The organism is Legionella pelazae, from assembly GCF_052527395.1.
Genome location: NZ_JBNVZS010000001.1, coordinates 437,870 through 462,918 on the forward strand (window position 1 = coordinate 437,870; position 25,049 = coordinate 462,918).

Genomic DNA, 25,049 nt, shown 5'->3' on the forward strand with positions numbered 1-25,049 from the left:
TCTATGTCTCTATGCTCAGAAAAGGAGATGTAGTGTGACAATAATCGCACATTTTGAAATAGCATTTAAACAATTTTTAGATGAACATGGAAAGTTACATAATTCGCTGCCCTCTTGGGCAGAAGAAGGCTCTTTACTACAAGAGCTTTATCGTATTATGGTGCGTACACGTATTTTTGATAAAAAAGCTATTGCACTGCAACGTACAGGTAGAATGGGCACTTATGCGCCAATTAATGGTCAAGAAGCCATCTCTACTGCCATTGGCCATGTCATGCGCAAAGAAGATGTATTAATTCCCTATTATCGTGATTATGCAGCACAACTTCAACGCGGCGTTAAAATGTCTGAAATTTTAGCTTATTGGGGTGGTGATGAAAGAGGCAGTCAATTTAGCTGTAATTCGGAAGATTTACCAATTTGCGTACCGATTGCTTCTCAATGCCTACATGCAACAGGGGTTGCATTTGCCTTTAAATATCGAAAACAACCGCGCGTTGCCGTTACGTGCATTGGCGAAGGGGGGACATCTGAGGGCGACTTCTATGAAGCAATTAACGTTGCTGGTACCTGGCATTTACCCGTGGTTTTTGTGGTTAACAATAATCGATGGGCTATTTCCGTTCCCTTAGCAAAACAAACTGCGTGCAAAACCATTGCGCAAAAAGCAATTGCTGCCGGTTTTGATGGTGTTCAAGTAGATGGTAATGATGTCATAGCTTGTCGCGATGTAGTCATGCAAGCTATTGAAAAAGCGCGCCTTGGCGGCGGTCCAACCTTAGTTGAGGCGCTCACTTATCGCTTGTGTGACCATACTACTGCTGATGATGCAACACGCTACCAACCAGCAGCTGAAGTTGAAGAAGCACAATTAAAAGAGCCTATTAGCCGGCTACGACATTTTCTTACTGAACGTCAGTTATGGAATGATGAACAAGAAAAACAATTACTCGATGAAAGTAATGACTTTGTTCAACAACAAGTTGATGAATACTTAAGCAGGTCACCACAAACTGTCAATACAGTATTCGATTATCATTATGCAGACCTACCCGATTATTTAATTGAACAGCGCGCAATAGCTATGGAGGAAGCCGCTCATGCCTGATATTACCCTCGTTGAGGCAGTTACCCAAGCGCTAGCTTACGAATTAGCCCAGGATGAAAATGTCATTGTATTTGGTGAAGATGTTGGTAAAAATGGTGGCGTATTTCGTGCGACTGTAGGCTTACAGGACCGTTTTGGCGAACACCGCGTATTTGACTCTCCTTTAGCTGAATCAATGATTGGTGGCCTTGCAGTAGGTATGTCAATTCAGGGTTTAAAACCGGTTGCAGAATTTCAATTTATGGGTTTTATCTATCCTGCTATGAATCAGATTATTTCTCATGCTGCTAGAATGCGTAATCGTACTCGCGGCCGATTGCACTGCCCTCTTGTATTTCGCGCGCCTTTCGGTGGCGGTATACGGGCCCCCGAACATCATTCAGAAAGTACTGAGGCTTTATTTGCTCATATTCCTGGTTTACAAGTAGTTATTCCTTCCTCTCCAAAACGCGCTTACGGTTTACTTCTTGCTGCCATCAGAAATCCTGATCCGGTTATTTTCCTAGAACCTAAGCGTATTTATCGTTTAGTAAAACAACCAGTAGAAGATAATGGAGAAGCATTACCAATAGGTAAGTGTTTTACGCTTATGCAAGGTGATGATGTAACACTTATAAGCTGGGGCGCTAGTATTCATGAAACCATGCAAGCTGCCAAACAATTAAATGAAGAAGGGTTATCCTGTGAAGTCATTGATGTAGCAACAATTAAACCGTTAGATATTGAAACTATCTTAAATTCCGTTGAGAAAACGGGCCGCTGCGTAATTGTGCACGAAGCGGCTAAAACAGGTGGCGTTGGCGCCGAGATTTCAGCTCAGCTGATGGAAAATTGCCTAGATAGCCTATTTGCGCCCGTTCAACGAGTCACTGGTTATGATACGGTAATGCCTTACTTTCAACTAGAAAAATACTATATCCCTAGTGTTAAGCGAATTAAAGACACTGTTATCAGCATAATGGAGTAATAATGAATATTTTTAATTTACCTGATTTAGGTGAAGGTTTACCCGATGCAGAAATTCATGAATGGTTTGTCAAAGAAGGCGATACCGTTAAAGCGGATCAACCATTAGTCTCTATGGAAACTGCGAAAGCCGTGGTTGATGTTCCTTGCCCACAAGATGGCGTGATTGCCAAACTTTATGGCAAACCAGGTGATGTATTAAAGACAGGCTCTCCGCTTGTTGCTTTTAAAGCGACAGCAGAAGCTAAAGCAGATAAAGGAACCGTGGTTGGCAACCTGGAAGAAAGTCATGATATAAGCGAAGATAACTTTACGATTGGCGCAAGCAAGACCAATACCACTCGCGCCAAAGCAACGCCTGCTGTGCGCATGTTAGCGAAAAAACTAGGCGTTAATTTAGCCACTTTATTAGGCAGTGGTGAGCATGGCATGATTACCCGTGAAGATGTAGAACGCGCTGCTTCTAATCAAACGCAACTACCAGAAGGTTTTGAAGCTTTACGCGGCGTTAGACGAACGATGCTAAATAGCATGATTCAATCTCATCGTGATGTTGTGCCCGTCACTATTTTTGATGAAGCAGATATTCATGCCTGGACTAAAGAAAGTGATATCACCGTTCGCCTTATTCAAGCACTAACCCAAGCGTGCCAATTAGAGCCTTCTTTAAATGCGTGGTTTGATACGCTGCACAATGCGCGAAAATGTTTTAAAGAAATGCATCTGGGATTAGCGATGGATACAGAAGATGGCCTTTTTGTACCGGTTATTCATAATGCACATTCTTTATCAGCAACCAAGTTACGCCAACAAGTTGATGAGTATAAGAAAACCGTTCGTGAGCGCTCTGTTCCTGCTGAAAATTTAAAGGGTGCTACGATTACTTTATCTAATTTTGGTAAATTCGCTGGCCGCTTCGCAAGCCCTATTATTGTACCACCAACAGTCGCTATTCTTGCAGTGGGTCGTTTATATGAAGCACCAGTCGTTGAAAATGGTCAAATTGTTGCGCATCGAATATTGCCTTTATCGTTAAGCTTTGATCATCGTGCGGTGACCGGGGGTGAGGCCACACGCTTTCTAGGGGCTGTGATTAAAGCGTTACAGCAGGCTTAGCAGCCTCATTGGATCAAAATAAAACCCCGCTAAAGCGGGGTTAGTATATCAAACTATTTTTGAGCTGGAGCTGATAAATTTTGTATCGCTTCATCAAATGATTTTTCAACATCCTCAACTTTCTTTTGACGCTCAGTTTGCCAGAAGAATGGTTTTTTAACTTTATTTGTACAAGCATCAACTAAAAGTTTTACAGCTAGCACAACTCCAAGCACAATGTTTGCAAAAATCAACTTCCCTTTAGCTCGATGTTGACTCATCTTGTCATCTTGACTATGAGCGCAAATTTTAAAATTTTTACTAAATTCTGCACTCTTTTGTGGTGGTAACAGTCTGTTTTTAATGTCATCTTTGTTTTGGATAATAAATTCATCTAGACGTGCCCTCAAGGTTGCTGCTAAATCCTGTGCTGTTTCCCCTGCTGCTTTATCCCCTTCCTTATCTACGCTAGCACCATATTTTGCCATATCATCTATGCCAGCATAAACTGCTTGCAATCTTTCTTTTAACTTTTTATCAAGTGCATTTACTATTTCTTTCGCTTGCCTATGCCTTGCAGTTACTTCTTGAGGCTCAGTAATAATTGGTTTTGGCTCTGGATCTAATTGTCCTTGTAAGCTCTCACTTAACTTTTTAAGCTCTTTAACGTCAAGAATCAAACGATTTAATAAAGGTTGTAAGTGTACACCGGGAAAGTTTTGCTGTTGAATAGCCTCCAATAAAGTATCACTATTACCATCTTCTCTATAGTTATTTAATGCTACTTTTAAAGTATTATTTACCCAATTTTCACGATTATTTTTATCTGAAGATAATAGAGGTATTTTATCTTTAACGCTAAATCTTTCTGCCCGTTGATTTAAATAAATATCTAATTCACTTAAATATTTCTCAACTAATTGCTCTTGTTTAGCACTAATTATATCACTAGAAGCGGTTTTAATAGCCTCTTTAGCCTCGTCTATCTTACTATTAACAGATCCTGAAAATTCAGTAAGCGTTACCTGCTCAGGTGGAGCGTTATCTGTAAACATACGAGTAGGTTTTGTAACTTTGTATCCTTGCTCTTCATAATCTAATAACATTTTGTCTATTTCTTTTTTGACTGCCAAAGCACTCCTAATTTGTGTTGCAGCTCTTTTTACTTTCTGTACATCGCGTTCAATATCCTTATTTTCATCTGCAACTGTAAGAATCGTTATAGCTTCTATAGCATCATTTTCAGCAAAACTTAACTGCCTTACGCAAGCCTGTAATTTTGTTGAAGGTACTATACTCAAAGCATCACGACAAGAATCTACTAATTTCTCAATTTCTTCTTTAGTCGCTTTAATCCCTATTTGTTGTTTATCAAAGTCTGAAATCGGAATATTTTCTTGAACTTTCTTAAAAGCTTTAAAAGCTGCATTAAGGCTTTCAACCTGTTGAATAAACGTAATTTCTTCATTAAGAGTAGCTTCATTTTTATATTTTTTATATTCTTCATACATGCTACTATAACTTTCATAATTTTCTTTCAATCTTTCGTAGAACTCATTAACTTGTACTACAGCCTCCTTTATTTTTTCTTGGCAAACATTACTTCCTTCTTCTAAATCCTTTTTAAGGCTAGAAAAAAGTATCTTAAGCTGTTCTGCTTTCTCAATATATTCTTCCTTATTAGGATTAGTAGTGGCTGTAATTTGTTTAGCTAACTCTTCCCGCTGTTCTAGAAGAGTGGTTATCTCACGAGAAAATTGAGAGATTTTTCCAGCTGTTATTAGCCACTGATTAAGCGGTCTATCTTGTCTAGCCTCTATTTCTCTTACTTGATTAGCTAATGTATGGTAACCTTCTAATAATTTTTTTATCTTTTCAAGGGTACGCATCACCTCTGAGAGTTCTACTCTGCTTCGAGCATTATCTTTCAACTCTTGGTTTAATCTGTCTATGGCTTCACCAGCCCCTAGATAGTGATCATCATAGATAGCTTTTGCATTATAATATTGGGTCTCTGCTCCAATAAGTTGAGCGCCTATCTCTTCTAGTGATTCCAAAAGCCCCGTTAATTGTGCATATTCGGTTAAATAATGAGTCAGTTCGTCTAATCGCTTATCTAAGAATTGATTTAATTTTTCTGCTTGAGCTTTTGACTCTTTATGAACACCGAGTAAAATTTGATAAAAATGCTTTGGATTACTGACCACATCTTTAAAGAGGATTCTTTTTTGCCCTATGGCATCCATTAAGCCATTTAAAAAAGGCTGAACAATATCTGCAAGATCAGGCGTAAAAATATCTTTAATAAAAGAAACAACTACTTCGTTATCAAGTTTCTTACCACTTGCGATATTTCGATTTAATCTACCCATTTCTTCTAAGAATTTTTGAAAATTAGTTATGATAGGAAGACTCTGCTTTTTAGCCCTCAAAGCTTCCTTTATCCTATTCTTGACTTGTTGTGGAATAGGTTCAGATTCCCCATCAGAAATTGTCTTTAAATCAACTTTGTAAATAATAGCTAGCTTTTGCGTAAATTCGACCAATTTTTCATTAAAGGCTTTGAATTGCTTCTTATATAATTGCAAGCCAGCTGCTACATCGTCTTCATATTTTGTTCTGAGCTTTGTCTTGTCCTCTAATTCAACAGGGATTTCCTTATCACGATGTAAAGTTTTACTAAATTCAACACGTTTTTCTTCAATTTTCTTTTTAAAATCTTCAGGATTATTAGATGCTCTTTCTTCAGCCTGTTTTAATTGAGTAGTTAAATATAATTCTATCTTATTTAATCTTTCCTTTGCAGCTCGGATACTTTGTTCTGCTTCGCCTAAACCCTCATCCGCTATTCTATATTGTTCATTGATAGCCTCTCTAATTTTTGGAGCATGCTCAATAAGCTGCTCAGGAATACTTCTTTGTTCAGATAAGTGGGTAAAAGCAGCTTTTTGATGATCAAATAAATTGGTTAGAGCTACTAGTTGCTCTTGTTTTGCTCGTTCTAACTCTACAAGCTTAGCTTTAATATGATCAATTTTCTCTTCTGGAGTGGAAAAACTAGCTAGATCTAATTCTAAACCTTCTCCTAATTTATCAGCTTTATCCTTAACCTCCTTAGATTGAGCTCTCAGGCCAGTAAGTCTTTCAGTATGTGCCTTTAATTCTTGCTGATACCAACTGCTAATAGCCTCGTTTAATTGGCTTTTTAATATACTACGAGTGCGGGATAGAGTGCCATCTACCTCCGTTGGTATATTATTTAATTCACGTACAACTTCATCTGCAGCTATACGTTGTTGCATTATTCCTCTATTATTTTCCTTAAAATATTTAATATTAAATAACTTTTCACCTGCTAAAGAGTCATCCTGAAACTCCGCTTCGTATACTTCTAATAATTTTTGCGATTCTTCATCAGTAGAAACTATTTGTCCAAGGATACAATCCTTTCTTTCCCTAATGAACTCAACACATTCTTTCGACAATAATGCTAACTGATTAGCTAGTACTTCAACTTGCTTTTGCTTCTCTAATATACATTCAACCTGTTTTTCAGGTTCTTCTTCTGTAAGTTTTCTTAATTCTCGAAGCTGGTTAGCAATCCCTTCACTCTTTGTTTTTATTTCTTTAATTAAAAGTTGAATAGCTTGTTTCACTAACTCAGATTTAGCATTTTCCTGCTCTACTTGTTTATTTTTCGGGTATTTTGTAAAAAAATCAGAAATAGATCGCTCTAGGAAGCTTTTTATGTATCGTTTATATTCTTCATAGCGTTCGTGGACGTTAATTTCAGATTCACTTATTTTATAAACATAAGGTTGATTTTCCTTAGGAGCATGGTTTACTTTCGGAACCCACTTAAAGGCATCAGGATTTAAAAAAGTTGCAAAATCTTCAAATTTTATAGGAAGAGTATCTATTTGGTTTAATAAATCAATCACAATACTCAAAAGAATTGGATGCTGAATTTCAAAATTGTAATATTTATGCAGCTCTGACCCTGGCAAAAATTCTTCCTTAATTTTAATAAATAATGAATCATTGATTAAATTTGCTAATTTATCGTCTTCCAAAACATCGCTTAAATCAAAACTATGAATGATAAACAATAAGTGGCTCAAAACAGGATTGGAATCTGCTGAATCTGGGCGGTTAAATATTGCCACAACTACTTCTTTTACAGCATTTTTAACACTCTGCTCTGTTAAAGGTTTTTTTAATTTTTTAATTGCGCTTTCTACTTGTTTTTTAAAATCTTTTGAATCTAATGTCTTTAAATCTTTTAAGGCAGGTGTTGCATATTTTTCTAAAATTTTATCTAATGCTTTAGCATTTTTAATCTTAGTTACATCTGTTAAGCCAATTGTGCCACCATTATCAAATGCCTTAAGAATTTTTTTTATCTCATCAATTAAATTTAATAAAGCTTGAATTTGTTCCTTAGTCTTGTTGACTTCTGGAGTATTATGAGATTGAAGCCCTTGATCTTTTAGTGCAGATTCTAGGCTTTTTTGCAAATTAAACAATAACTTACCAAGGGGACTTTCTTCAACTGTTGTATAAGAGGGTTCAGCTTTTGTATGAGACATAGTACATATTCATATAATTATATGTACCTCTATTATAGTTATGAATACTTAAGGAATTATTAAATTTTGTATATATTTTATACTATTTGATATATTTATCCTTATATTTTTTAAGAGTTAAGCATTTCAATCCAATGCTTTTTTTTTAAAGACAAATGCACAAATTCCAAAAAACACATACCCCTTACTCCTACCTCTAAACTCGGATAGTCTAAATCTTCTTGAGTGTCTGTTAAGTTGTTGATAGCTAAATAAAATTGATAATAATGATTAGCAAAAGCTTCAAGAAATCCTTCATGATGACCCGCTGGGAGGCGGCAGCTCGCTCGTGCTTTTGCTGACAAGTAGGTATTGTTATTGCCTGCTTCATAAATTTCAATAGGAGCATTCGGTTGATAGTATTTTAATTGGTTATGGTTAGTATGTTCCCATTTTAAGCTTCCGTTTTCGCCTATCACGTGAAGTGTTAAATTAGCGCTATCGCCAATGGTTATTTGTGAAGCAACTAAAGTACCTTTAGCACCTTGAGTAAATCGCAATAAGACCGTACCATCATCGTCTAATAATCGATTAGGAACAAAAGTATCCATTTCAGCAAAAAGTGACTCTGTTTGTAAACCGGTAACATACTCGATTAAATGAAATGCATGGATGCCGATATCAGCCATTGTTCCAGACGCACCTGCATAATTAGGATTTTGCCGCCAACTTGCCTGTTTATTTTGTTTTTCATTAAATTGACTTAACCAACCTTGCGTAAAGCTTGCATGTACTTTTCTTATCGCGCCTATTTTACCTGCTCTAATTTGCTCACGCATTTCCTTAATCATTGGATAACCCGTATAAGTGTATAGCACACAACCTAAAAGCTTCTTCTCTTTTGCTAAATCCCTTAAAATGATCGCTTCTTCTAAATTAAGCGTCATGGGTTTTTCTAATATAATATGAAAACCACGCTCAATTACTTCTCTTGCAATAGGGAAATGGAGATGATTCGGGGTAACAATAGAAATGACTTCAACCCGTTGCTCTTCGGGTAGGTTTTTTTCTTTTTCTAGCATCACTTGGTAATTTGGATAGATTCGCAATGGATTTAAACCAAGTGATTCTCCTAGCTGTTTTGATTTATTCAAATCTTGACTAAATGAACCAGCAACTAAATCATAAACATTATCTAATCTCGCTGCATAACGATGAATAGGACCAATCATTGAATCAATACCGCCACCAATCATCCCCCAACGTAACTTTTTCATAGTATTTAATTGTCCTTAATAAAAATTATAATTAATATAAATTGGCATGTTAGCAAATTTATACGTAGCTTAAATTCGGGAAATTTACAGTATGAAGACACTTAATTATGCCACTTTAGCGGATTCTTATCTTATTAAACAACTTCCTGGCTTTTTATTTGTAAAAGATTTACAAGGTCGAATCATTAATGCAAGCCTACCTTTTATAGCCAGCACAGGCTATAAAACATTACATGAGGTCAGTGGCAAGACTGATTTTGATTTACCCTGGGCAGCCCACGCATTAGAGTATACACGTTGGGATCAAGAAGTAGCCAAGGGTTATATCTTAATCAATCATCTAGAACAACACTGCCATGTTAATGCCGCCCCTTGCGAAGTACTTGTTAATAAGGCACCATTTATGAACGCTGCTGGCGAAATTATAGGTGTTATAGGCTTATACTCTATGCAACAGCATTCTTCTATAACAAACAGTATTTGTTTAAAAGCAAATTCTCTGGCTATCTACGGGCAACAAAGAAAGTGCCTTAAATACCTTATACAAGGTCTATCAGCGAAAGAGATTGCCAAAAAAATGAACCTTTCACATCGAACAATAGAGTATTACTTGCAAATTTTACGCAAAAAATTGGCTTGCCGAAATAAAGCTGAGTTAATCATTAAAGCAAGTCAGCTTCTAAATTAGAGATGTCTCCTTAATTAGATGTCAGAATAACTTACTCAATAGTATTAGCTGACCAATAAACAGCATTTGCAATTAACCGTTGCATCTGGGGCATAAAATAAATTGGATAATCTTCATGACCTGCGCGAATATAGACAACTTTACCTTGATGGATTTGCCAAGTTAACACTTCTCGGCTTATGCGATTTTCATTCCATTTTCCTTGCATAATCACTTCATCAGGTGTTGGTACTGCAAAAGGTTCCTCATAAACTTCTGTTTGCGGAATGGTAAAATTGGTTATGCCCTGCGCGATGGGGTGATGCGGCAGAAGTATTTCAATATGTTCAGGCTCGCCTGTATCTTCATAATTATGCCAATTGCCTTCCGTGTTTAAAATTTGTTTAAAAGGTTTAGCAAAATGGGAAGAGTGAAGAGCAATAAACTCCATACCTTGTTTAACTCGTTCAGTTATAGGCACAATTAATTCCTCAGGTAGCTCATTATGCCTTTTATGCCCAAACCAAATTAAAACATCAGCATTTTTTAGCACTTCCTTATTAAGACCAAAGTATTCATCATTAAATCCTATAGCCTTAGTAACTAAATCAGACCTTTTTGCTAAAAAATTAGCAATCAACCCATTAATACCTAAGGGATAGACGTTTTTAGGCTCGGTACCTTCTGACCACACTAACACATTAATTAACCTGTTTAATTTAGCAATCATCTATTCTCCCTTATTTAGTTTTATGCTGTTCTTAACATAATAAAAATAAATACCTGAGGTTTCTATAATGCAGAAATACGTTATTTATAAAGGTCGGTAGATAAAATAATAAAGTAAAAGATAGGTACAGATAGGTAATAGCAAATTATTAATGCCTCTGCTACGAGCTCCTTCTAGCAGCGTAAGAATAACTGCAAGTAATACTGAACTTATGAAAAGTCTTAGATGATTGAGCACCCAATTTTCCAGTTCAACTCTCAATTCAACTAGAAAGCTATTGATTTAAAAAGATAAATCTCATAGCAAATAAAATATTATAAATAATAACGTAAATAAAACTATGCGAGCTAAGAAGTTATCATTGTCTTTAAAAAGACTAATAATTCGCAAATTTTTTATTGCAAGTGAGAGCATTTCTTGGCTTGTATAGAAGACTTTTTATAGATTAATATACGATTCATTTTTTTATAAAGGATTACAAAGCGTTGCAAAATTATAAATATCGGCCTGATATTGATGGATTACGGGCTATTGCCGTTTTATCTGTAGTGGGATTTCATGCCTTTCCTCATTTTTTTAAAGGGGGTTTTATAGGTGTCGATATTTTTTTTGTGATTTCAGGATTTTTAATTAGTAAGATTATCTTTGATAAATTAGCGCATAAAGCTTTTAGCTTTAAAGAATTTTATAGCAGACGTATTAAACGTATTTTTCCTGCTCTAATTTTTGTTCTAACTGTTATTTATATAATCGGTTGGTTTAGTTTATTTAATGATGAATATGAGCAACTTGGCAAACATATTGCTGCTAGTTCACTTTTTATCTCTAATTTCATTTTAAGTCAAGAAACTGGCTATTTTAATAATGCAGCAAACACTAAGCCTCTACTTCACCTATGGTCCTTAGGCATTGAAGAACAATTTTATATCATTTGGCCATTTTTATTATGGTTTGGCTGGAAAAGAAAATTCAATTTATTGATTATTTGTCTTTTACTTTTAACTATTTCTTTTTCCTTAAATATATTAAATATTAGAAATCATGAAGCAGACGTTTTCTATTCGCCTATTACAAGGGTATGGGAATTATTATTAGGTAGTACTTGGGCTTATCTTTTTACTTATCCCGATCGATTGCTTTCCTTTTTTAATACCTTGCCAAGAAATTTTTTTTTAATGCAGAGAAAAATAAAATGGCAAGAGGTTCAATCGATCATTGGCTTTAGCCTTTTATTAAGTCTGGTTTTTTTTCTTAATGATAAAAAAACTTTTCCCGGCTGGTGGGCGCTCCTGCCCACTTTTGGTGCACTGCTTGTTATTATGGCTGGCCCTAATGCATGGATAAACCGAACTATTTTATCGCACAAAGTGTTAGTCTGGTTTGGGTTAATTAGCTTTCCTTTATATTTATGGCATTGGCCGCTTATATCCTTAGCTCATCTTATAACTGGAGCTAAGCTAACAAAGTCATTACGCATTAGTTTAGTGCTTATAAGTATTGTACTGGCATGGCTAACTTATGCGATAGCTGAAAAGCCATTACGGTTTTCTAAAAATAGTAAAGTAACTCTTGGACTCATTAGCTTCTTATTTTTGTTAGGTATAATTGGCTATGTTACTTATACAAATAATGGTTTTAGTTTTAGGCTAAAAGAAAGAACCGAATTCCTTAATTTTTTTGAGAATAATCCGCCTCAATTAAAGTATCTAGTAAATCACGATCTACTTAAAAAATATCGAACGGAATGTGATTATTATTATGTAACCTCAAAAGATAAAATTGCTTTAAAAGAACCCATTGATTCCAGTTGTTATATTCCGACAACGAATAAACGAATATTTATCTGGGGTGACTCTCACGCACAGCAACTTTACTATGGCTTAGCAAAAGTCTTACCTAAAGATATCTCTATTTTACAGGTAGCCTCTTCCGCTTGTCTGCCCCAGTTAGTTTCTAAACAAAATCCTAGTCATTACTGTGAACGTTCTAATCGATTTGCTTTAGAAACTATTAAAAAAGAAAAACCGCAAATAGTGATTCTTGCCCAAGTGCAAGGTCATGAAAATAATCCTGACTTGCTATTAATTTCTACAGAATTAAAAAAATTAGGTATTGCCCATGTTTTAATATTAGGCCCTGTTCCTCAATGGCAACCTCATTTATATAAAGTGATTGCTAAAAAATATTGGCTTTATTCTCCTAAGTATATCAAAACCAATTTAGATAAATATGCTCTTAAAACGGAAAAAGTAATGAAGCAGAGATATGCAAATCGCCCAGATATAGAGTATATTTCTCTATTTGACTTTTTCTGCACGAAAAAAGGTTGTCTAACTTATTTAGGCAAAGATAAAAAGGTAGGATTAGTTACCTTTGATTATGGCCATTTAAATCCAATTGCCTCACTTTATCTAGCAAAAAAATTTCTGGCGCCCATAATTCTAAGTCAGATTTCCAATACACAACACACGTAAAAGCGATCAGAGGAAGTATATCAATATCTTGGTGAACAATTGAATTTGAGTTGCTCGAAAATAATGCTGGAAAAAAGCAGCATAGCTATTTATGTAAGCATTTGCAGCATTATTTTCGCACAAGGTGCGCCAAATACAGCCGCTCGGTAGTAGTAGCATCTGATCACTTACCAACAAACTTAATTTCATCTGTAACAACAAAAGTAATTAATCTTAAATCAAGCTGAGATTGCTCTGCACAACCTTATCTAAGGACTGTTCTACTGCGTCAACCTTTTGCATACGCTCAGTTTTCTGAAAGAAAAAGGTTGCTTGATGGGTAGCTATTTTGCTTACAACAAGCTTTATAAGTGTAAAAACATTTAGCGCGATATTAGCTAAAATTGGTTTCCAAGCTTCTCTATGTTTACTCAACTTATCATCTTCACTATGTAAAAGCGTTTTAAAATTCTCATGAAATAAGAGAAGTAAATGTTTGCGAACTATTCCTCCTCTTATAAGTGCCTCTTCATTCTTCACTAAAAATTCATCTAAATTTTTTCTTAAGCGATTAGCTAAGCTCACTGCAGTCTGACCTGAGCTACTCGTTATACCTTTAAGATGATCATCACTATTTATCTCAATACCATAATTATGCATGACTTTAATATCGTCATATAATCTTTTTATTCCTCGAGCTAAGGCGTTTGTAGTGTTATTTTTTTGCAAACTATCTAGGACAGATTTAGCTCTCTCAAGATTCACAGCAGGCCAATAAACTTCAGAACTTAAATCATCACTGTAATCGATAGGCAATGTCTTTTCATAATCTCTAACAGCTATTATTAAACGATTCAATAAAGGCTGTAATTGCTGGCCTGGGAAGTATGATTTATTAGTATTAATAAATTTCACTAATTTTTGGCTATTGCCATCTTTTATAAAGTTATCTAAAAAATTTTTTAAACCATCCTCTGTTGATGATCCTTTAATAAATAACTCACGCGCGCGGCTATCTTTTGAAGTAAATGTATCTTTAAAATTAAATTTTCTGGCGCGCTTTGTCAGATAATTATCTAACTCCTGCTTAAAGCGATCTGCTAATACTATACGCGCTAAAATACGGCTTTGAGCGCTAGACACACAGCCCTGTTTAACAATTAATTCATTTTTAACTTTATCACTACTTTTTTCGATATCTTCAATATTTCTGATTAATTCTGGACATTCTGCTAATTTATCTTTTGATAAAACTGCTTTTAATTTTAGGAGCTCGAGGTTAGCTTTTTCCATAAGTAAATTAGCTGCATCTAACTCTTGTCTATACATTTTATTAATATCTTCTTTATGCTCATCAATGATATTAATAGTAATGCGATCGCCTTTTTCTTTAGCTTGATGAATTAAACTGTTAATATAGTCTTGTAATTTTTTCACTAAAGAAACAGCTAACTCTGCTGAATCAGCGTTTACTGTGCTAATACTCTCTTGCAAAGATAAGACTTCAATAGGTTTAATTTTTGCTATCATTATTTTTGAACCCTTTTTGCTTTCTTCCACTTCCTTTTCAATATCCTTAAGTTTATTAAATAGAGTATTAATATCAGTGGCACTAGGTTCCTCTTTTTGTAGATATACTTTAACCAATTGATTAAATTCATCTTTAGCTGTTTGTATCTCTTTAATTTTTAAATCAAAAAATTGAGTTATCTTATTATGATAAGCATTGGTCATTGCAGTTAGATTATTTTGTAGTTCTAAACATAGATGATTTAGCTGTTTAAATTTTACTTGGTAATCCTTAAAATCAGTTAGCTTTAATAAGAAGCCTAACTCTTGCAATTCTTGATTAATAACTTGTAAACTTTCATGATAAGCTTCAATAGAAAATTGCCTCTCTCCAAAGTTGTCCAATACTGCAGGAGAGTTAGTTAACCTATCTTTTAAATCATTCATCTCGCGGCCTAAGAATTGAATTTCTTCTGATAGGGTAATTAGTTTATCTAAAATTTGAATTTCTTGATTTAAAGTAAATAATTGTTTTTCTTTCTTTTGTAAATTGTTAATATCTTCCTGCAATTGTATTTCTTGCTCTAAAGTAACAATATCTGCTTTATCCTCTGCAATTTTTTTATCTAAATTTTTTAATTTATTAATTATATCTTTTAAAGGACTGGTGAGTGCTAAAATCTTGTGGGCCTCTGCCGCTAATTTTTTTAACTGGTTTAACTTTAGAGTATTGTTCGCCCTGGCTGTTTCACTCTGGAAAATTGAAGGATGAAAAATTAGTCTTAAGCGTTGATAAAACTCTTTCCAATGGTTAGGTTTATTGATTTTTACATCCGGGCAAATAATATCAAAAAATAATTTATTTAAATGAAGACTATTAAATTCTTTAACCCCTTCAAATAGATTTCTAACTTGACTAATAGATAAGTCTTGCTTAGCTGCCGGTATTAATTGCTTATCTATCCAATTGTAAATTCTGTATAGCTCAACCAGTTCATTATTTTTGATATCATCCTCATGAACTTGCCCTAACGTTTCAATGTACTTTATGACTGCCAAACGATCTAATTCAACTAATTGCTCTAAAACTTCTATAATTTCATTTCTCTTTTCTGTGGAAATACTACTATTGAGAATAGTTAAAGGTTTAGAAAAGTCTTCCAACACTTCTCTAAAAGCGGTCATGTTATTGTTAACTCTTTTCTGTAAGACATCTAACTCCTCTCTTGGTGTTAGTGTTTGAATGGATTTAAGCTCTTCTTGCTTTTCTTGCAACTGCTGATGATTAAAATTTTTGCGTAAATCATTGAGCGCCTGTAATCTACTTTCTAATACACCTTTAAGCTCATTGACATTCCCTTCACTCATTTTTTTCTCAAATTGAATTTTTTCATCGAGCATTCTTAACACGCTATCTTGTTCAATTAGAGTCATTTCAATTTGCTTAATCGCTGTTTTTATCTCAACTAAATGATTTTGTTCTGTTTCATACCAATGATGAAACTCTTTCTGAATTTCATCACTAAATAAGGTAACTAAGTCTTCTGGAATAGCTGTATTTGCACTGAGCTCTTTTAATTTTTTTTCCTGTAAATCCAGCTCCTGCTGTAAAGTCTGAAGCGCATGCTTTTGACTGTCTAATTCAGTAAATTTTTTAGCAATATAATCTAATTTAAGCTCTAAATCTTCGGGAGGTATGTCTATTTCAAGCTTAAACTGCTCAGCCTTCGTTTTCATTTCCTTACAGCAGTCGCTAATTGTTGTAGTTGCTTTAAGATACTGATCTCTTTCCTCATCTATCCACTTACGCCATATTTCCTTCATTTGAGCAACCAGCTCTTTTTTAGCTTGATTAAGTAGCTGCCCAATTTCTAATTGGAAGGAATTAAAAATATTATCAATATATTCTTTAACGGTCATTAAGTGCAGTGTATCGCTTGAAATATTAACAAAGGTCGTAGTTAATAACTCTTGCATAGAATGCGTAGTTAAACCAAACTTTTGATAATTAACAAATAAGGGCGTTAAATGTCCGTGAGATTCTTTAATTATTTCGCTTAAAAACGTTTTTGAATGAATCCTTTGGATTAAGGCATTTTTATACTTAACTAAATACTCTTGAGTAACGACTTGAAGTTGTTTTAATTCATCTAGTTTATGAATTAAGTTATATAAAGATGTCTTAGAATATTGTTCTGGTTTAACCTGATCCATTGTCAGACTCTTAATCTGCAACGTTATATTAGCTATTGTTGTTTTACAGTCTTGCACTAAATGGCCGACAGTTCCCTGAATCAATGCACCCTTTGCTTTTTCACTTTTTACTTTTTGTGTTTCAGCGAAATCTCTAAAATAATCCGCAATGGTTGAGTCAATTAATTGGTAACTATGAGGAGCATACTGTTCATACAATCCATTAATATCAATTATATTTTTAGTCTCACTAACTTCAAAAGCGAATCGGCCTTTATGAATAATTGGTTTATTCATAAGCTTTGATGTATTCTCAATTGCTGCTGGATCTAAAAAGGGAACTAACTTTGAGAAATCATCTTTAGGTAAAGTAGATAATAACTTAGATAAATCAGCTATAACGTCAAACATGATTGGATGTTTAATTTGAAAAGCATAACGTTGCAATAATGAATTTAAATATTGTTGTTTAAAATTTCCTAAAAGGGCTTGAGTAATATCTTTTATAAAGTTGTTTTTATTCCCTTTAATATAAGCCGGCGTAAAAAAGGAAAAATTAGTATTTTTCAATAAATCATCAATTATTGTTTGTGCACTAAGACTTTGTATAGTTGCATTTTTTAAAAGTGCAGCGTTTATTTGTTCCTTTAGATGATCTAATTTTTGCGTAAAATCAACTTCATTTTCTGGGATTTCTAGTAAAAACTGTGATGCAGCTGTTTGACTGATATTAGCTAAATTCTTTTTAAGAAAACGATACAATTGATAAGAAGGACTTGCGTAGTCTCTAGATAAATTTCTTAAACTAATAAGCTTTGGAAGTACAAATAAATCACTTAAACCAGGCCCGCCACCCCGATTATAAATATTCATTACACTACGTAGTTGATCGATTAATTTTAACAACTTGTTAATTTGATTAGCTGTTTCTTTTGCTGCTTCCGATTTATCTGCTTTAAATTCACTATTATTTTTTGCTGATTTAAGACGTTCTTCTACTGATAAAAGGAATTGGCCGAGTGGACTATCTGTTACATTTGAATAAGACATAATAAAGCTCACAGAAATTTATTTTCAAGCTAAGTTCAAAATTAAAATTTGCTAATTGTGAGCATTAATTTTTCATAAATCAATAAAAATATCTTTCGTACTAATTTTTGGCAAGTTTATTTAATAGATTTCCAAGCCGACAACCCGCCGTAGCTAATCGCTGTTTAACAGTTGTTTTAACTGCATGCTGATATGCTTTAGAAGGTTTATCACCATTCTTTAATAGATAAGCTAATTCAACGGCTAATTGATGAGATTCTTCTGCCCATTGGCTTGGATTTAATAAATCAGAATTCGCATCACAAGGCCAGCGCTTTTCTAAGCTGTGAGCTTTTTTTACTATACTCTGATAAGAATAATGCGTCTTTAAATACCCACCTCCATTATCCCAATAAGCATGTAAATTACTAGCCACAGGATTAGGTGCTAATGTAATTAAATTTCCGCCCTGATCGCCCTTAGGATAAGATTTGCTAAATAGACTGACTGCATGCATTGGCTGATGAATATCACCAATAACATGTAAAAGAATACGCAGGCTAAAACCTTTATCATAATTAGAGGCCGTTTCACTTTTTAAAATAGAAATGGCTTCATTAATGGCAGAAACGGCATTAATTTTATCCGGCTCAATGACAGGCGTATTATCAATGGAATAAGGAATATCAATATAGTGTATCGGTTGTAACCATAGCTCATTTCGATAGCGTAATCTATCCAACCAAGGTGCGGCGCTAACAAGTGATCTTGGCCCATATACTTCATCAAGAGCATGATTATAAGAATTATAAATTTGTTTTGCTTGTGGTGTGAGTTGGTCATAAGCAATTTGAGCAACAATGCGATGACCTACACTGTTCCAAGCTTCTGCACTTAGACTCAGTCCTAAACTTAACCCAAAGCCAATTATTACTGGAATTTGTTTTCTCATTATTTATCCTAAATACGGTGACCATGCTGGTTCTTGTACATCACCCTCTCGAGTAGGCAAACGTACTTTAATGCGTCCATCAATTGAAACCATCCCTAATACACCCTTCTCTTGATAACGCGTTGCATATAAAATTAAACGACCATTAGGTGAAACAGAGGGTGACTCTGCTAAAGGTGAAAACGTCAACTGATTTATATAACTCTTATCAATATCTTGTACGGCAATGGTAAAACGACTATTTTCATCCCGATGCAGCATAACAATATGTTTTTGATCAGGTGTATAGGATGCGCGAGCATTATAATTACCTTCATAAGTTATACGGCTAATATTACCATCAGCAAGTGATAATTTATAAATTTGTGGTGAGCCTCCGCGGCCAGAAGTAAACAGTAACGAACGATTATCAGGTGCAAATCTTGGCTCGGTATCAATCGCCTCACCAAAGGTTAATTGCTTTAAATTGCCACTGCTTAAATCCACACTATATATTTTAGGGCTACCCCCTTTAGAAAGTACTACAGCAAGTTGTCGCCCGTCCGGTGACCAAGCCGGCGCTCCATTTATACCCATAAAATCAGTGACCAATGTTCTTCGTCCGGTTGCAACATTGACAATAAAAACTTGTGCCTTTTTCTTTTCAAAAGAAACATAAGCAATATGTCTACCATCAGGAGACCAAGAAGGTGACATAATAGGGGCTGCTGATACGAGTAAACTTTGTGGACTATGGCCATCAACATCTGCCACCTCAAGAGAATATTTAGAACGACCACCTTGCCTCTGCACTAATACATAGGCAATACGCGTAGAAAAAACGCCTCTCTCACCAGTTAGCTTCTCATAGACCAAATCACTAATATGATGGGCTAATGCGCGCATCTCTTTAGCACTAACTTGAAAGCTTTGAGTTAACAATACACGACCTTGCGCTACTGCATCAACGAGCTTAAAACTAACTTCATAATGATTAAATCCAGACTTTATAATATGGCCTGTTAATAAGCTGTCTGCACCCGCTTGGCGCCATACATTAAATGACACACCTTCAGCCGAGTTAGGAGGAAGAGTTACTATTTTAAACCGGCCAGAAAAACGTAAATCGTTATTAATAACATTAGTGAAATCCTGGCTTAGGCTATCATAACCGAAAGGATTAATAGCAATTGGCAAGGCAGAATTAACCCCTTGAGTTAATTCCAGATCCAGCGCAAATAAGGATTTTGCAAATACAAGAAATAGTAGTGTTATAATTTGCTTAAGCATTTACCTACCCCCTAACATTTTCAGGTCTTACGGTTAAACTAATATCACGAAATAAATCAAACGTTGCTGGGTCAGTTGGCACAGGTAACGGTGATGCTTTATAAATGGCTGTTTGTGCTGAACGATCAAGTAGAGGATCGCCACTACTGCGTATTAGACTTACTTCTAAAACTTCACCACTTGGCGCTAAACGAATACGAAATTGACTCGATAAGCTGCTATTAACATTTTCAGGCAAAATCCATTGTCTGCTAATTGCATTGATAATCATTGCTTTATATTTATTCACTTCACCAGCAATTTTTGCCTTCTCGGCAGCTTCTTTTGCTGCCTGCTCAGCGCGGTAACGCTCTGCTTGCGCTTTTGCTTCCTTTTCAAGCTCTTCTTTCTCTTTCTTTTCTTGTTCGGCGCGAGCTAAGTTCATTTGTTCTTCTTGTTTAAGCAGAGCAAGTTTTTCTGCCTCCTGGCGCTGTTTTTGTTCTAATTGTCGCTGTTTATTTTTAAGATCTTCTAAGCGCTTAGCTTCTTGCTCTCTTTGTAGTGACAATTGTTTTAAACGTTTTTGCTCCTCTTCTATTGCTTTCTTTTTAGCTAATGCCAATTTAGCAGCTTCTTCCTTTAATTTGGCTAAACGTTGTTGTTCTTGTAGGCGTGCCTTACGCGCAGCTTCAGCTTGTTTTTTTAAAGCAAGTTGCCGATCTTGTTCAGCTTTTTGTTGTCTGGCTCGCTCTTCTTTTAATCGGTTTACCGTATCCATAACTTCTTTACTGTCAACACTAACTGCTTTTACAATCTCAGGCTTAGGCGGCTGATTTATTACCTCTGCAGGCATGATCTGTCCTGGTTTATTTTCAGTCTCTTTGACTAAAACTGGCCTTGGGCTCGTTGATTCAGCTAATAATAAAATGCCCAAAATAAGATGTAAAAAAAGGGCGCCAAAAAATGATTTGCGGTAACTATTATCAATCATCCTTGATTCTCCTGTATTACATTTGAAGAATCTGTTAATAAGCCAACCTGCTCTGCCCCTGCTTGTTTTAGTAACCCCATAGCAGTAACGACTTTACCATAAGCCACACCTTGATCACCTTTAACAAGTACATGCAGTGCTTGGTGCGTTTGTTTTGCTAATTCTAATTCAGCAGCTACACGTACCATTAGAGCATGTTGTTCAATAGGACTATTAGGCTGACTATGAATATTTAAAAAATAATCACCTTGCTGATTAACAGAAACAATGATGGGTTCGCGATCACCAGAAGCCAAGGATTCACTGGCAGCTTTAGGTAAATCGACCGTGACACCTTGTGTTAGTAGAGGCGCTGTAATCATAAAGATAACTAATAAAACAAGCATAACGTCAATATAAGGTACGACATTGATCTCAGCTACTGGACGGATACTAGTTCGCTTTTTTCTTAACATATTATCCTCTAACTGGCGCGGCAGTTTGCTGTTCGATTAGAGCAACTAACTCATCTTGAAATAAATCATATTGATTTAATAAATTATTTGCCCGCGTTGAATAACGATTATAAGCAATCACTGCAGGAATAGCTGTAAATAAGCCTAACGCTGTTGCTACTAAGGCTTCAGAAATGCCAGGAGCCACCATCGCTATCGTAGCTTGTTGAGCTTGGCCTAATGCTTGAAGGGAGGTCATAATTCCCCAAACTGTACCAAATAAACCGATATAGGGTGCAATGGATCCTACTGAGGCAAAATAAGGGAGGTGGCGCTCAAGTTTAGTAGCCTCTCTCGCATGATTAATTTGCATAACTCGTTGAATAGGCTCAAGTACGACAGCGCCGTGTTTCCTGGAGCGAATATATTCTTTAAAACCGGCATGAAAAATTGCAGCTAATCCTTGCTTTTCACGCGGATTACTATCAATGTCAGTATATAATTTGCTTAGATCCGTGCTTTCCCAAAAACGCTTAGTAAAATTATTGTATTCGCGTCTTTTGCGATTAAAATACCAAGCTCGTTGAAGAATAAGTGTCCATGAAAAAATTGATGCAATAAGCAAAATCAGCATCACAACTTTGACGACAATACCTGCTTGTACAAAATAACCCAAAACACTGGCATGGCTACCCATGTTTTTATTCCTCCACATAATAGGTATGTTAAAATTAATCTAAAACGTTATTAGCTAAAATTATCTGGTAAACGTTTTGGTTTCATTCCTTTATTTACACACACGACTTTAATATTGGCCTGGCAAAGCAACTTTTCTTTGGCTTCCATTATTTGTTCAAACAACAAACTACAACTACTTTTATCAGCAATAAAAGTGCTGATAGATAATACATCATCTAGACGCGCAGGGTAATAGTAATGCAATTTAATATCTGTAATTGTAAAGTAATAATCAAGTGCTGCTAATTGAGTTAAAGGTAAGCCAGTTTGCCGTAACATCTCTGAACGTGCTCGCTCAAAAAAACGAAGATAGTTAGCATGGTAAACAATACCCATGGCATCAGTATCTTCGATATAGACACGAAAATTAGTTTGGTAAATCTCTTTAAGATTCATCGATTGGCTCACGATTGGATAAGCCCATGCCAAAATGCTGGTAGGCTAACTCAGACGCCACACGGCCTCGAGCAGTACGCATTAAAAACCCTTGCTGAATGAGATAAGGTTCAATAACATCTTCAATTGTCCCTTTTTCTTCACCAATAGCAGCAGCAATACTCTCAACACCTACAGGGCCACCAGCAAATCGTTCAATAACGGCCAGCAGCAATTTTCTATCCATAATATCAAAACCATGTTGATCAACCTCTAACATTTTTAGGGCAAGCTTTGCTATTTCTAAGGTGATGACACCTTTACCACATACTTCAGCATAATCACGAACACGCCTTAAAAGGCGATTAGCAATTCGGGGTGTACCACGTGAACGCAGTGCAATTTCGCGAGCGCCCTCTTCTTCAGTTGAAACTTTCAGTAAACGAGCTGATCGCGCTACAATTTTCGTTAGCGCGTCAACTGAATAAAATTCTAAACGCTGTACAATACCAAAACGATCACGTAATGGCGAAGTTAATGACCCTGCTCGAGTCGTTGCCCCAATTAAAGTAAAGGGTGGTAATTCAAGTTTAATAGAGCGAGCAGCCGGACCTTCGCCAATCATAATATCTAATTTATAATCTTCCATAGCCGGATAAAGTATTTCTTCAATGACAGGATTTAAACGATGTATCTCATCAATGAAAAGTACATCATTTTCTTCAAGATTGGTAAGAAGTGCAGCGATATCACCCGCTCTCTCCAGCACAGGTCCTGAGGTTTGTTTTAAATTAACCCCAAGTTCATGCGCAATAATGCCTGCTAAGGTTGTTTTTCCTAATCCAGGTGGGCCAAAAACTAACACATGATCAAGAGCATCTTGCCTGTTTTTGGCAGCATCAATAAAAATACGCATTTGTTGGCGAACAGCGTCTTGTCCAATATAGTCCTCAAGGCTTAAAGGGCGAATGGCTCGCTCAATAGCATCTTCTTGGACAGCTGTAGCACTTATGAGTCGATCACTTTGTAGCATATTTTTGTCTTACAAATTTATTTGCTGCATTCTAACATATTTCTTTAGCTAGGTTGATGGCCTTTTTGTATTTATAATGAGTAAGTTTACCTGTGCCAGATAATCTACTAATTTGACTATGTTTTCTATTATCTAAATAAAGCTTGGCTAATCGCTTTTAATATTTTCTTAATTTTTATTTACTATAATGTATATTATTCAATCATAATGGTAATTAATATGCCAAAATTCAATGAAATTGGTCCAAATGAAGCAGCCAAAATGATAGTAAGGGGCGTATTATTTGGTGCGTCAAGTGACATAAAAGATAAATATCGCTCTTTTGTTGAACCCTTTTTTCTTTCAGAAACAAAACTCGAGACCGAAGAGAAAGTGCCTGAATCGGCTAATAGGTTGTTAGATGCCTTTGTCGATGATCTTAAAGCAATTGAGCCTATTAATTTAGAAACTAGTAAGCTATCAAAAGAAGAAATCAGAATGTTAGTGGCGAAACAAGTCAAAGATGTGATTGAAATAGCAAGAAAATATATTGGCATAAAGGAATTTGAGCACTATGCAAATTATTTGAGCACAATAATGGGAAACGTCGCTAGTCGTAAATTTGTTACTTATAATTATGAAGATAAAGAGAGTGTTCAGGAGTTTACTGACAGCAACTGTAATGATAGCCAATTAGATTATAAAGGCAGGTTCTTTCACCATTTTGAAGTGGACAAAGAGTATGCAGCTAGAATAAATGCCATTAGAGCTCAAGGAAACCAAACAAAAAGCTTAGAAGATATCTCTATTGAAGATGGCCAAGAAATGTTAGAGGATTTTTTAGAATCAAAAGCTGATATCTCTATTGAAGATGACCAAGAAATGTTGGAAGATTTTTTAGATTCAGGGGATGAGTCATCTCTTAAATTTTAAAGTAATGAAAATTCTCCAATAAGATTCATGTTAGGCGGTATAAACTAAATTAACCCTTCAATATAACACGAATCTCTAATGCGTTTTTTCAATTAATTTTAAGATACGATGCTGATCTCTGGATAGCTGGTCTGCAAAAATAACTACTACCTTACACTCTCTTTCGCCACTTAATTCTAATAGAAAGAAAAAGCCACAATCAAGGATGATTCGCATTTTCTGATATCTAAGCTCCATATCAAAACCATTAGTTAAAATCCATTCATCTTTTAGAAAAATTAATTTTTTAAAATGTTTGTAAGGAAAGGGGTTAACATAAATAGAGATATAATTGAATATTAAACCAACTAGTAGGCCAGTCTGAATAGGCCGCCAAACTTGACTATTAACTAATATATAAGCAGCAAAAATATAGATGAGAAAAGTAATACGAAGATAAGTTGATGACCTACTTAACTCGATTGCACATCTGGATAAGTTCGACAATGGCTAATATCTCCTTATCAGCGGGTTTTTCACTACCCATTAACCAACAATATAATTCTGGATCAGACGCAGTGAGTAACTGCTCAAATGTACCGACTTGGTTATCCTGTAGTTTATCTAATGATTGTTCAATAAATTGGTTAAGTAACAGATCAAGTTCAAGCATCCCCCGCCGACAACGCCACTGAATTCTAGATTTCCGAGTTTGATCAATCATCGTCTTTTAATTGTCAAAAATAGCGATATTACACTAAACTTTGTACTCATCGCAAATAAGGTTAATAC

General features: G+C 35.3%; 19 protein-coding genes. 6 read left to right on the forward strand and 13 right to left on the reverse strand.

Translation table 11 applies throughout. The features are described 5' to 3' along the window. The first annotated feature begins 34 nt into the window (after positions 1-34). Genes pdhA through ACQUW5_RS01955 form a run of 3 tightly spaced genes read left to right on the forward strand, consistent with a single transcriptional unit; the run spans position 35 to position 3,190 of the window. Positions 35-1,108 carry a pyruvate dehydrogenase (acetyl-transferring) E1 component subunit alpha gene (gene pdhA, locus ACQUW5_RS01945; protein ID WP_444989476.1) on the forward strand — a complete coding sequence of 358 codons (1,074 nt, stop codon included), beginning with the start codon at positions 35-37 and terminating at the stop codon, positions 1,106-1,108. Then, entirely contained in the window at positions 1,101-2,075 is a 975-nt protein-coding gene (locus ACQUW5_RS01950; protein ID WP_444989478.1) for an alpha-ketoacid dehydrogenase subunit beta, read from the forward strand. Before pdhA ends, ACQUW5_RS01950 begins: the two co-directional genes overlap by 8 nt. Positions 2,076-2,077: 2 nt before the next feature. Continuing rightward, positions 2,078-3,190 carry a dihydrolipoamide acetyltransferase family protein gene (locus ACQUW5_RS01955; protein WP_444989480.1) on the forward strand — a complete coding sequence of 371 codons (1,113 nt, stop codon included), beginning with the start codon at positions 2,078-2,080 and terminating at the stop codon, positions 3,188-3,190. Positions 3,191-3,243: 53 nt separating this feature from the next. Here the strand turns inward: ACQUW5_RS01955 and ACQUW5_RS01960 are convergent, their stop codons facing one another. Both ACQUW5_RS01960 and ACQUW5_RS01965 read right to left on the reverse strand, forming a co-directional pair. Then, positions 3,244-7,758, reverse strand: coding sequence for a hypothetical protein (locus tag ACQUW5_RS01960; protein WP_444989482.1), 4,515 nt, complete (start codon positions 7,756-7,758; stop codon positions 3,244-3,246). 110 nt (positions 7,759-7,868) lie between these two features. Continuing rightward, on the reverse strand, positions 7,869-9,014 hold the full coding sequence (locus ACQUW5_RS01965; RefSeq protein ID WP_444989484.1) for a Gfo/Idh/MocA family protein: 1,146 nt from the start codon (positions 9,012-9,014) through the stop codon (positions 7,869-7,871). A gap of 91 nt (positions 9,015-9,105) precedes the next feature. Here ACQUW5_RS01965 and ACQUW5_RS01970 point away from each other — a divergent pair, with 91 nt between their 5' ends. Continuing rightward, on the forward strand, positions 9,106-9,702 hold the full coding sequence (locus tag ACQUW5_RS01970) for a LuxR C-terminal-related transcriptional regulator (protein WP_444989486.1): 597 nt from the start codon (positions 9,106-9,108) through the stop codon (positions 9,700-9,702). 31 nt (positions 9,703-9,733) lie between these two features. Here ACQUW5_RS01970 and ACQUW5_RS01975 read toward each other — a convergent pair whose 3' ends face one another. Continuing rightward, on the reverse strand, positions 9,734-10,411 hold the full coding sequence (locus ACQUW5_RS01975) for a ThuA domain-containing protein (protein WP_444989488.1): 678 nt from the start codon (positions 10,409-10,411) through the stop codon (positions 9,734-9,736). Between the two features lie 485 nt (positions 10,412-10,896). Here ACQUW5_RS01975 and ACQUW5_RS01980 point away from each other — a divergent pair, with 485 nt between their 5' ends. Next, positions 10,897-12,885 carry an acyltransferase family protein gene (locus ACQUW5_RS01980; protein ID WP_444989490.1) on the forward strand — a complete coding sequence of 663 codons (1,989 nt, stop codon included), beginning with the start codon at positions 10,897-10,899 and terminating at the stop codon, positions 12,883-12,885. 213 nt (positions 12,886-13,098) lie between these two features. On the opposite strand, the gene ACQUW5_RS01985 is transcribed toward ACQUW5_RS01980, so the two are convergent. The 8 genes from ACQUW5_RS01985 to ruvB form a co-directional block, all read right to left on the reverse strand. Then, positions 13,099-17,616: a coiled-coil domain-containing protein gene (locus tag ACQUW5_RS01985; RefSeq protein WP_444989492.1), complete on the reverse strand. Its 4,518-nt coding sequence runs from the start codon at positions 17,614-17,616 to the stop codon at positions 13,099-13,101. 100 nt (positions 17,617-17,716) lie between these two features. Continuing rightward, the gene (locus ACQUW5_RS01990; protein ID WP_444989493.1) at positions 17,717-18,547 is read right to left on the reverse strand and encodes a S1/P1 nuclease; all 831 of its coding nucleotides are present in this window, start codon (positions 18,545-18,547) and stop codon (positions 17,717-17,719) included. Between the two features lie 3 nt (positions 18,548-18,550). Further along, positions 18,551-19,816: a Tol-Pal system beta propeller repeat protein TolB gene (tolB, locus tag ACQUW5_RS01995; RefSeq protein ID WP_444989494.1), complete on the reverse strand. Its 1,266-nt coding sequence runs from the start codon at positions 19,814-19,816 to the stop codon at positions 18,551-18,553. A gap of 4 nt (positions 19,817-19,820) precedes the next feature. Continuing rightward, the gene (gene tolA / locus ACQUW5_RS02000) at positions 19,821-20,786 is read right to left on the reverse strand and encodes a cell envelope integrity protein TolA (protein WP_444989496.1); all 966 of its coding nucleotides are present in this window, start codon (positions 20,784-20,786) and stop codon (positions 19,821-19,823) included. Beyond that, the gene (gene tolR, locus ACQUW5_RS02005) at positions 20,783-21,241 is read right to left on the reverse strand and encodes a protein TolR (protein WP_444989497.1); all 459 of its coding nucleotides are present in this window, start codon (positions 21,239-21,241) and stop codon (positions 20,783-20,785) included. Before tolR ends, tolA begins: the two co-directional genes overlap by 4 nt. 1 nt (position 21,242) lies before the next feature. Next, positions 21,243-21,917, reverse strand: a complete 675-nt coding sequence (gene tolQ, locus ACQUW5_RS02010) for a protein TolQ (protein WP_444989498.1) — start codon at positions 21,915-21,917, stop codon at positions 21,243-21,245. A gap of 50 nt (positions 21,918-21,967) precedes the next feature. Next, the gene (locus tag ACQUW5_RS02015) at positions 21,968-22,354 is read right to left on the reverse strand and encodes a YbgC/FadM family acyl-CoA thioesterase (protein WP_444989500.1); all 387 of its coding nucleotides are present in this window, start codon (positions 22,352-22,354) and stop codon (positions 21,968-21,970) included. Next, entirely contained in the window at positions 22,344-23,366 is a 1,023-nt protein-coding gene (ruvB, locus tag ACQUW5_RS02020; RefSeq protein ID WP_444989501.1) for a Holliday junction branch migration DNA helicase RuvB, read from the reverse strand. Before ruvB ends, ACQUW5_RS02015 begins: the two co-directional genes overlap by 11 nt. 219 nt (positions 23,367-23,585) lie before the next feature. Here ruvB and ACQUW5_RS02025 point away from each other — a divergent pair, with 219 nt between their 5' ends. Continuing rightward, a complete protein-coding gene (locus ACQUW5_RS02025) occupies positions 23,586-24,278 on the forward strand; it encodes a hypothetical protein (protein WP_444989503.1) in 693 nt (230 codons plus the stop codon). A 75-nt stretch (positions 24,279-24,353) separates the two neighbouring features. Here ACQUW5_RS02025 and ACQUW5_RS02030 read toward each other — a convergent pair whose 3' ends face one another. Further along, positions 24,354-24,764, reverse strand: coding sequence for a hypothetical protein (locus ACQUW5_RS02030; RefSeq protein ID WP_444989506.1), 411 nt, complete (start codon positions 24,762-24,764; stop codon positions 24,354-24,356). Next, complete coding sequence (locus tag ACQUW5_RS02035) at positions 24,727-24,978, reverse strand: FAD assembly factor SdhE (RefSeq protein WP_444989612.1); 252 nt, start codon at positions 24,976-24,978, stop codon at positions 24,727-24,729. Before ACQUW5_RS02035 ends, ACQUW5_RS02030 begins: the two co-directional genes overlap by 38 nt. Positions 24,979-25,049: the final 71 nt, after the last annotated feature.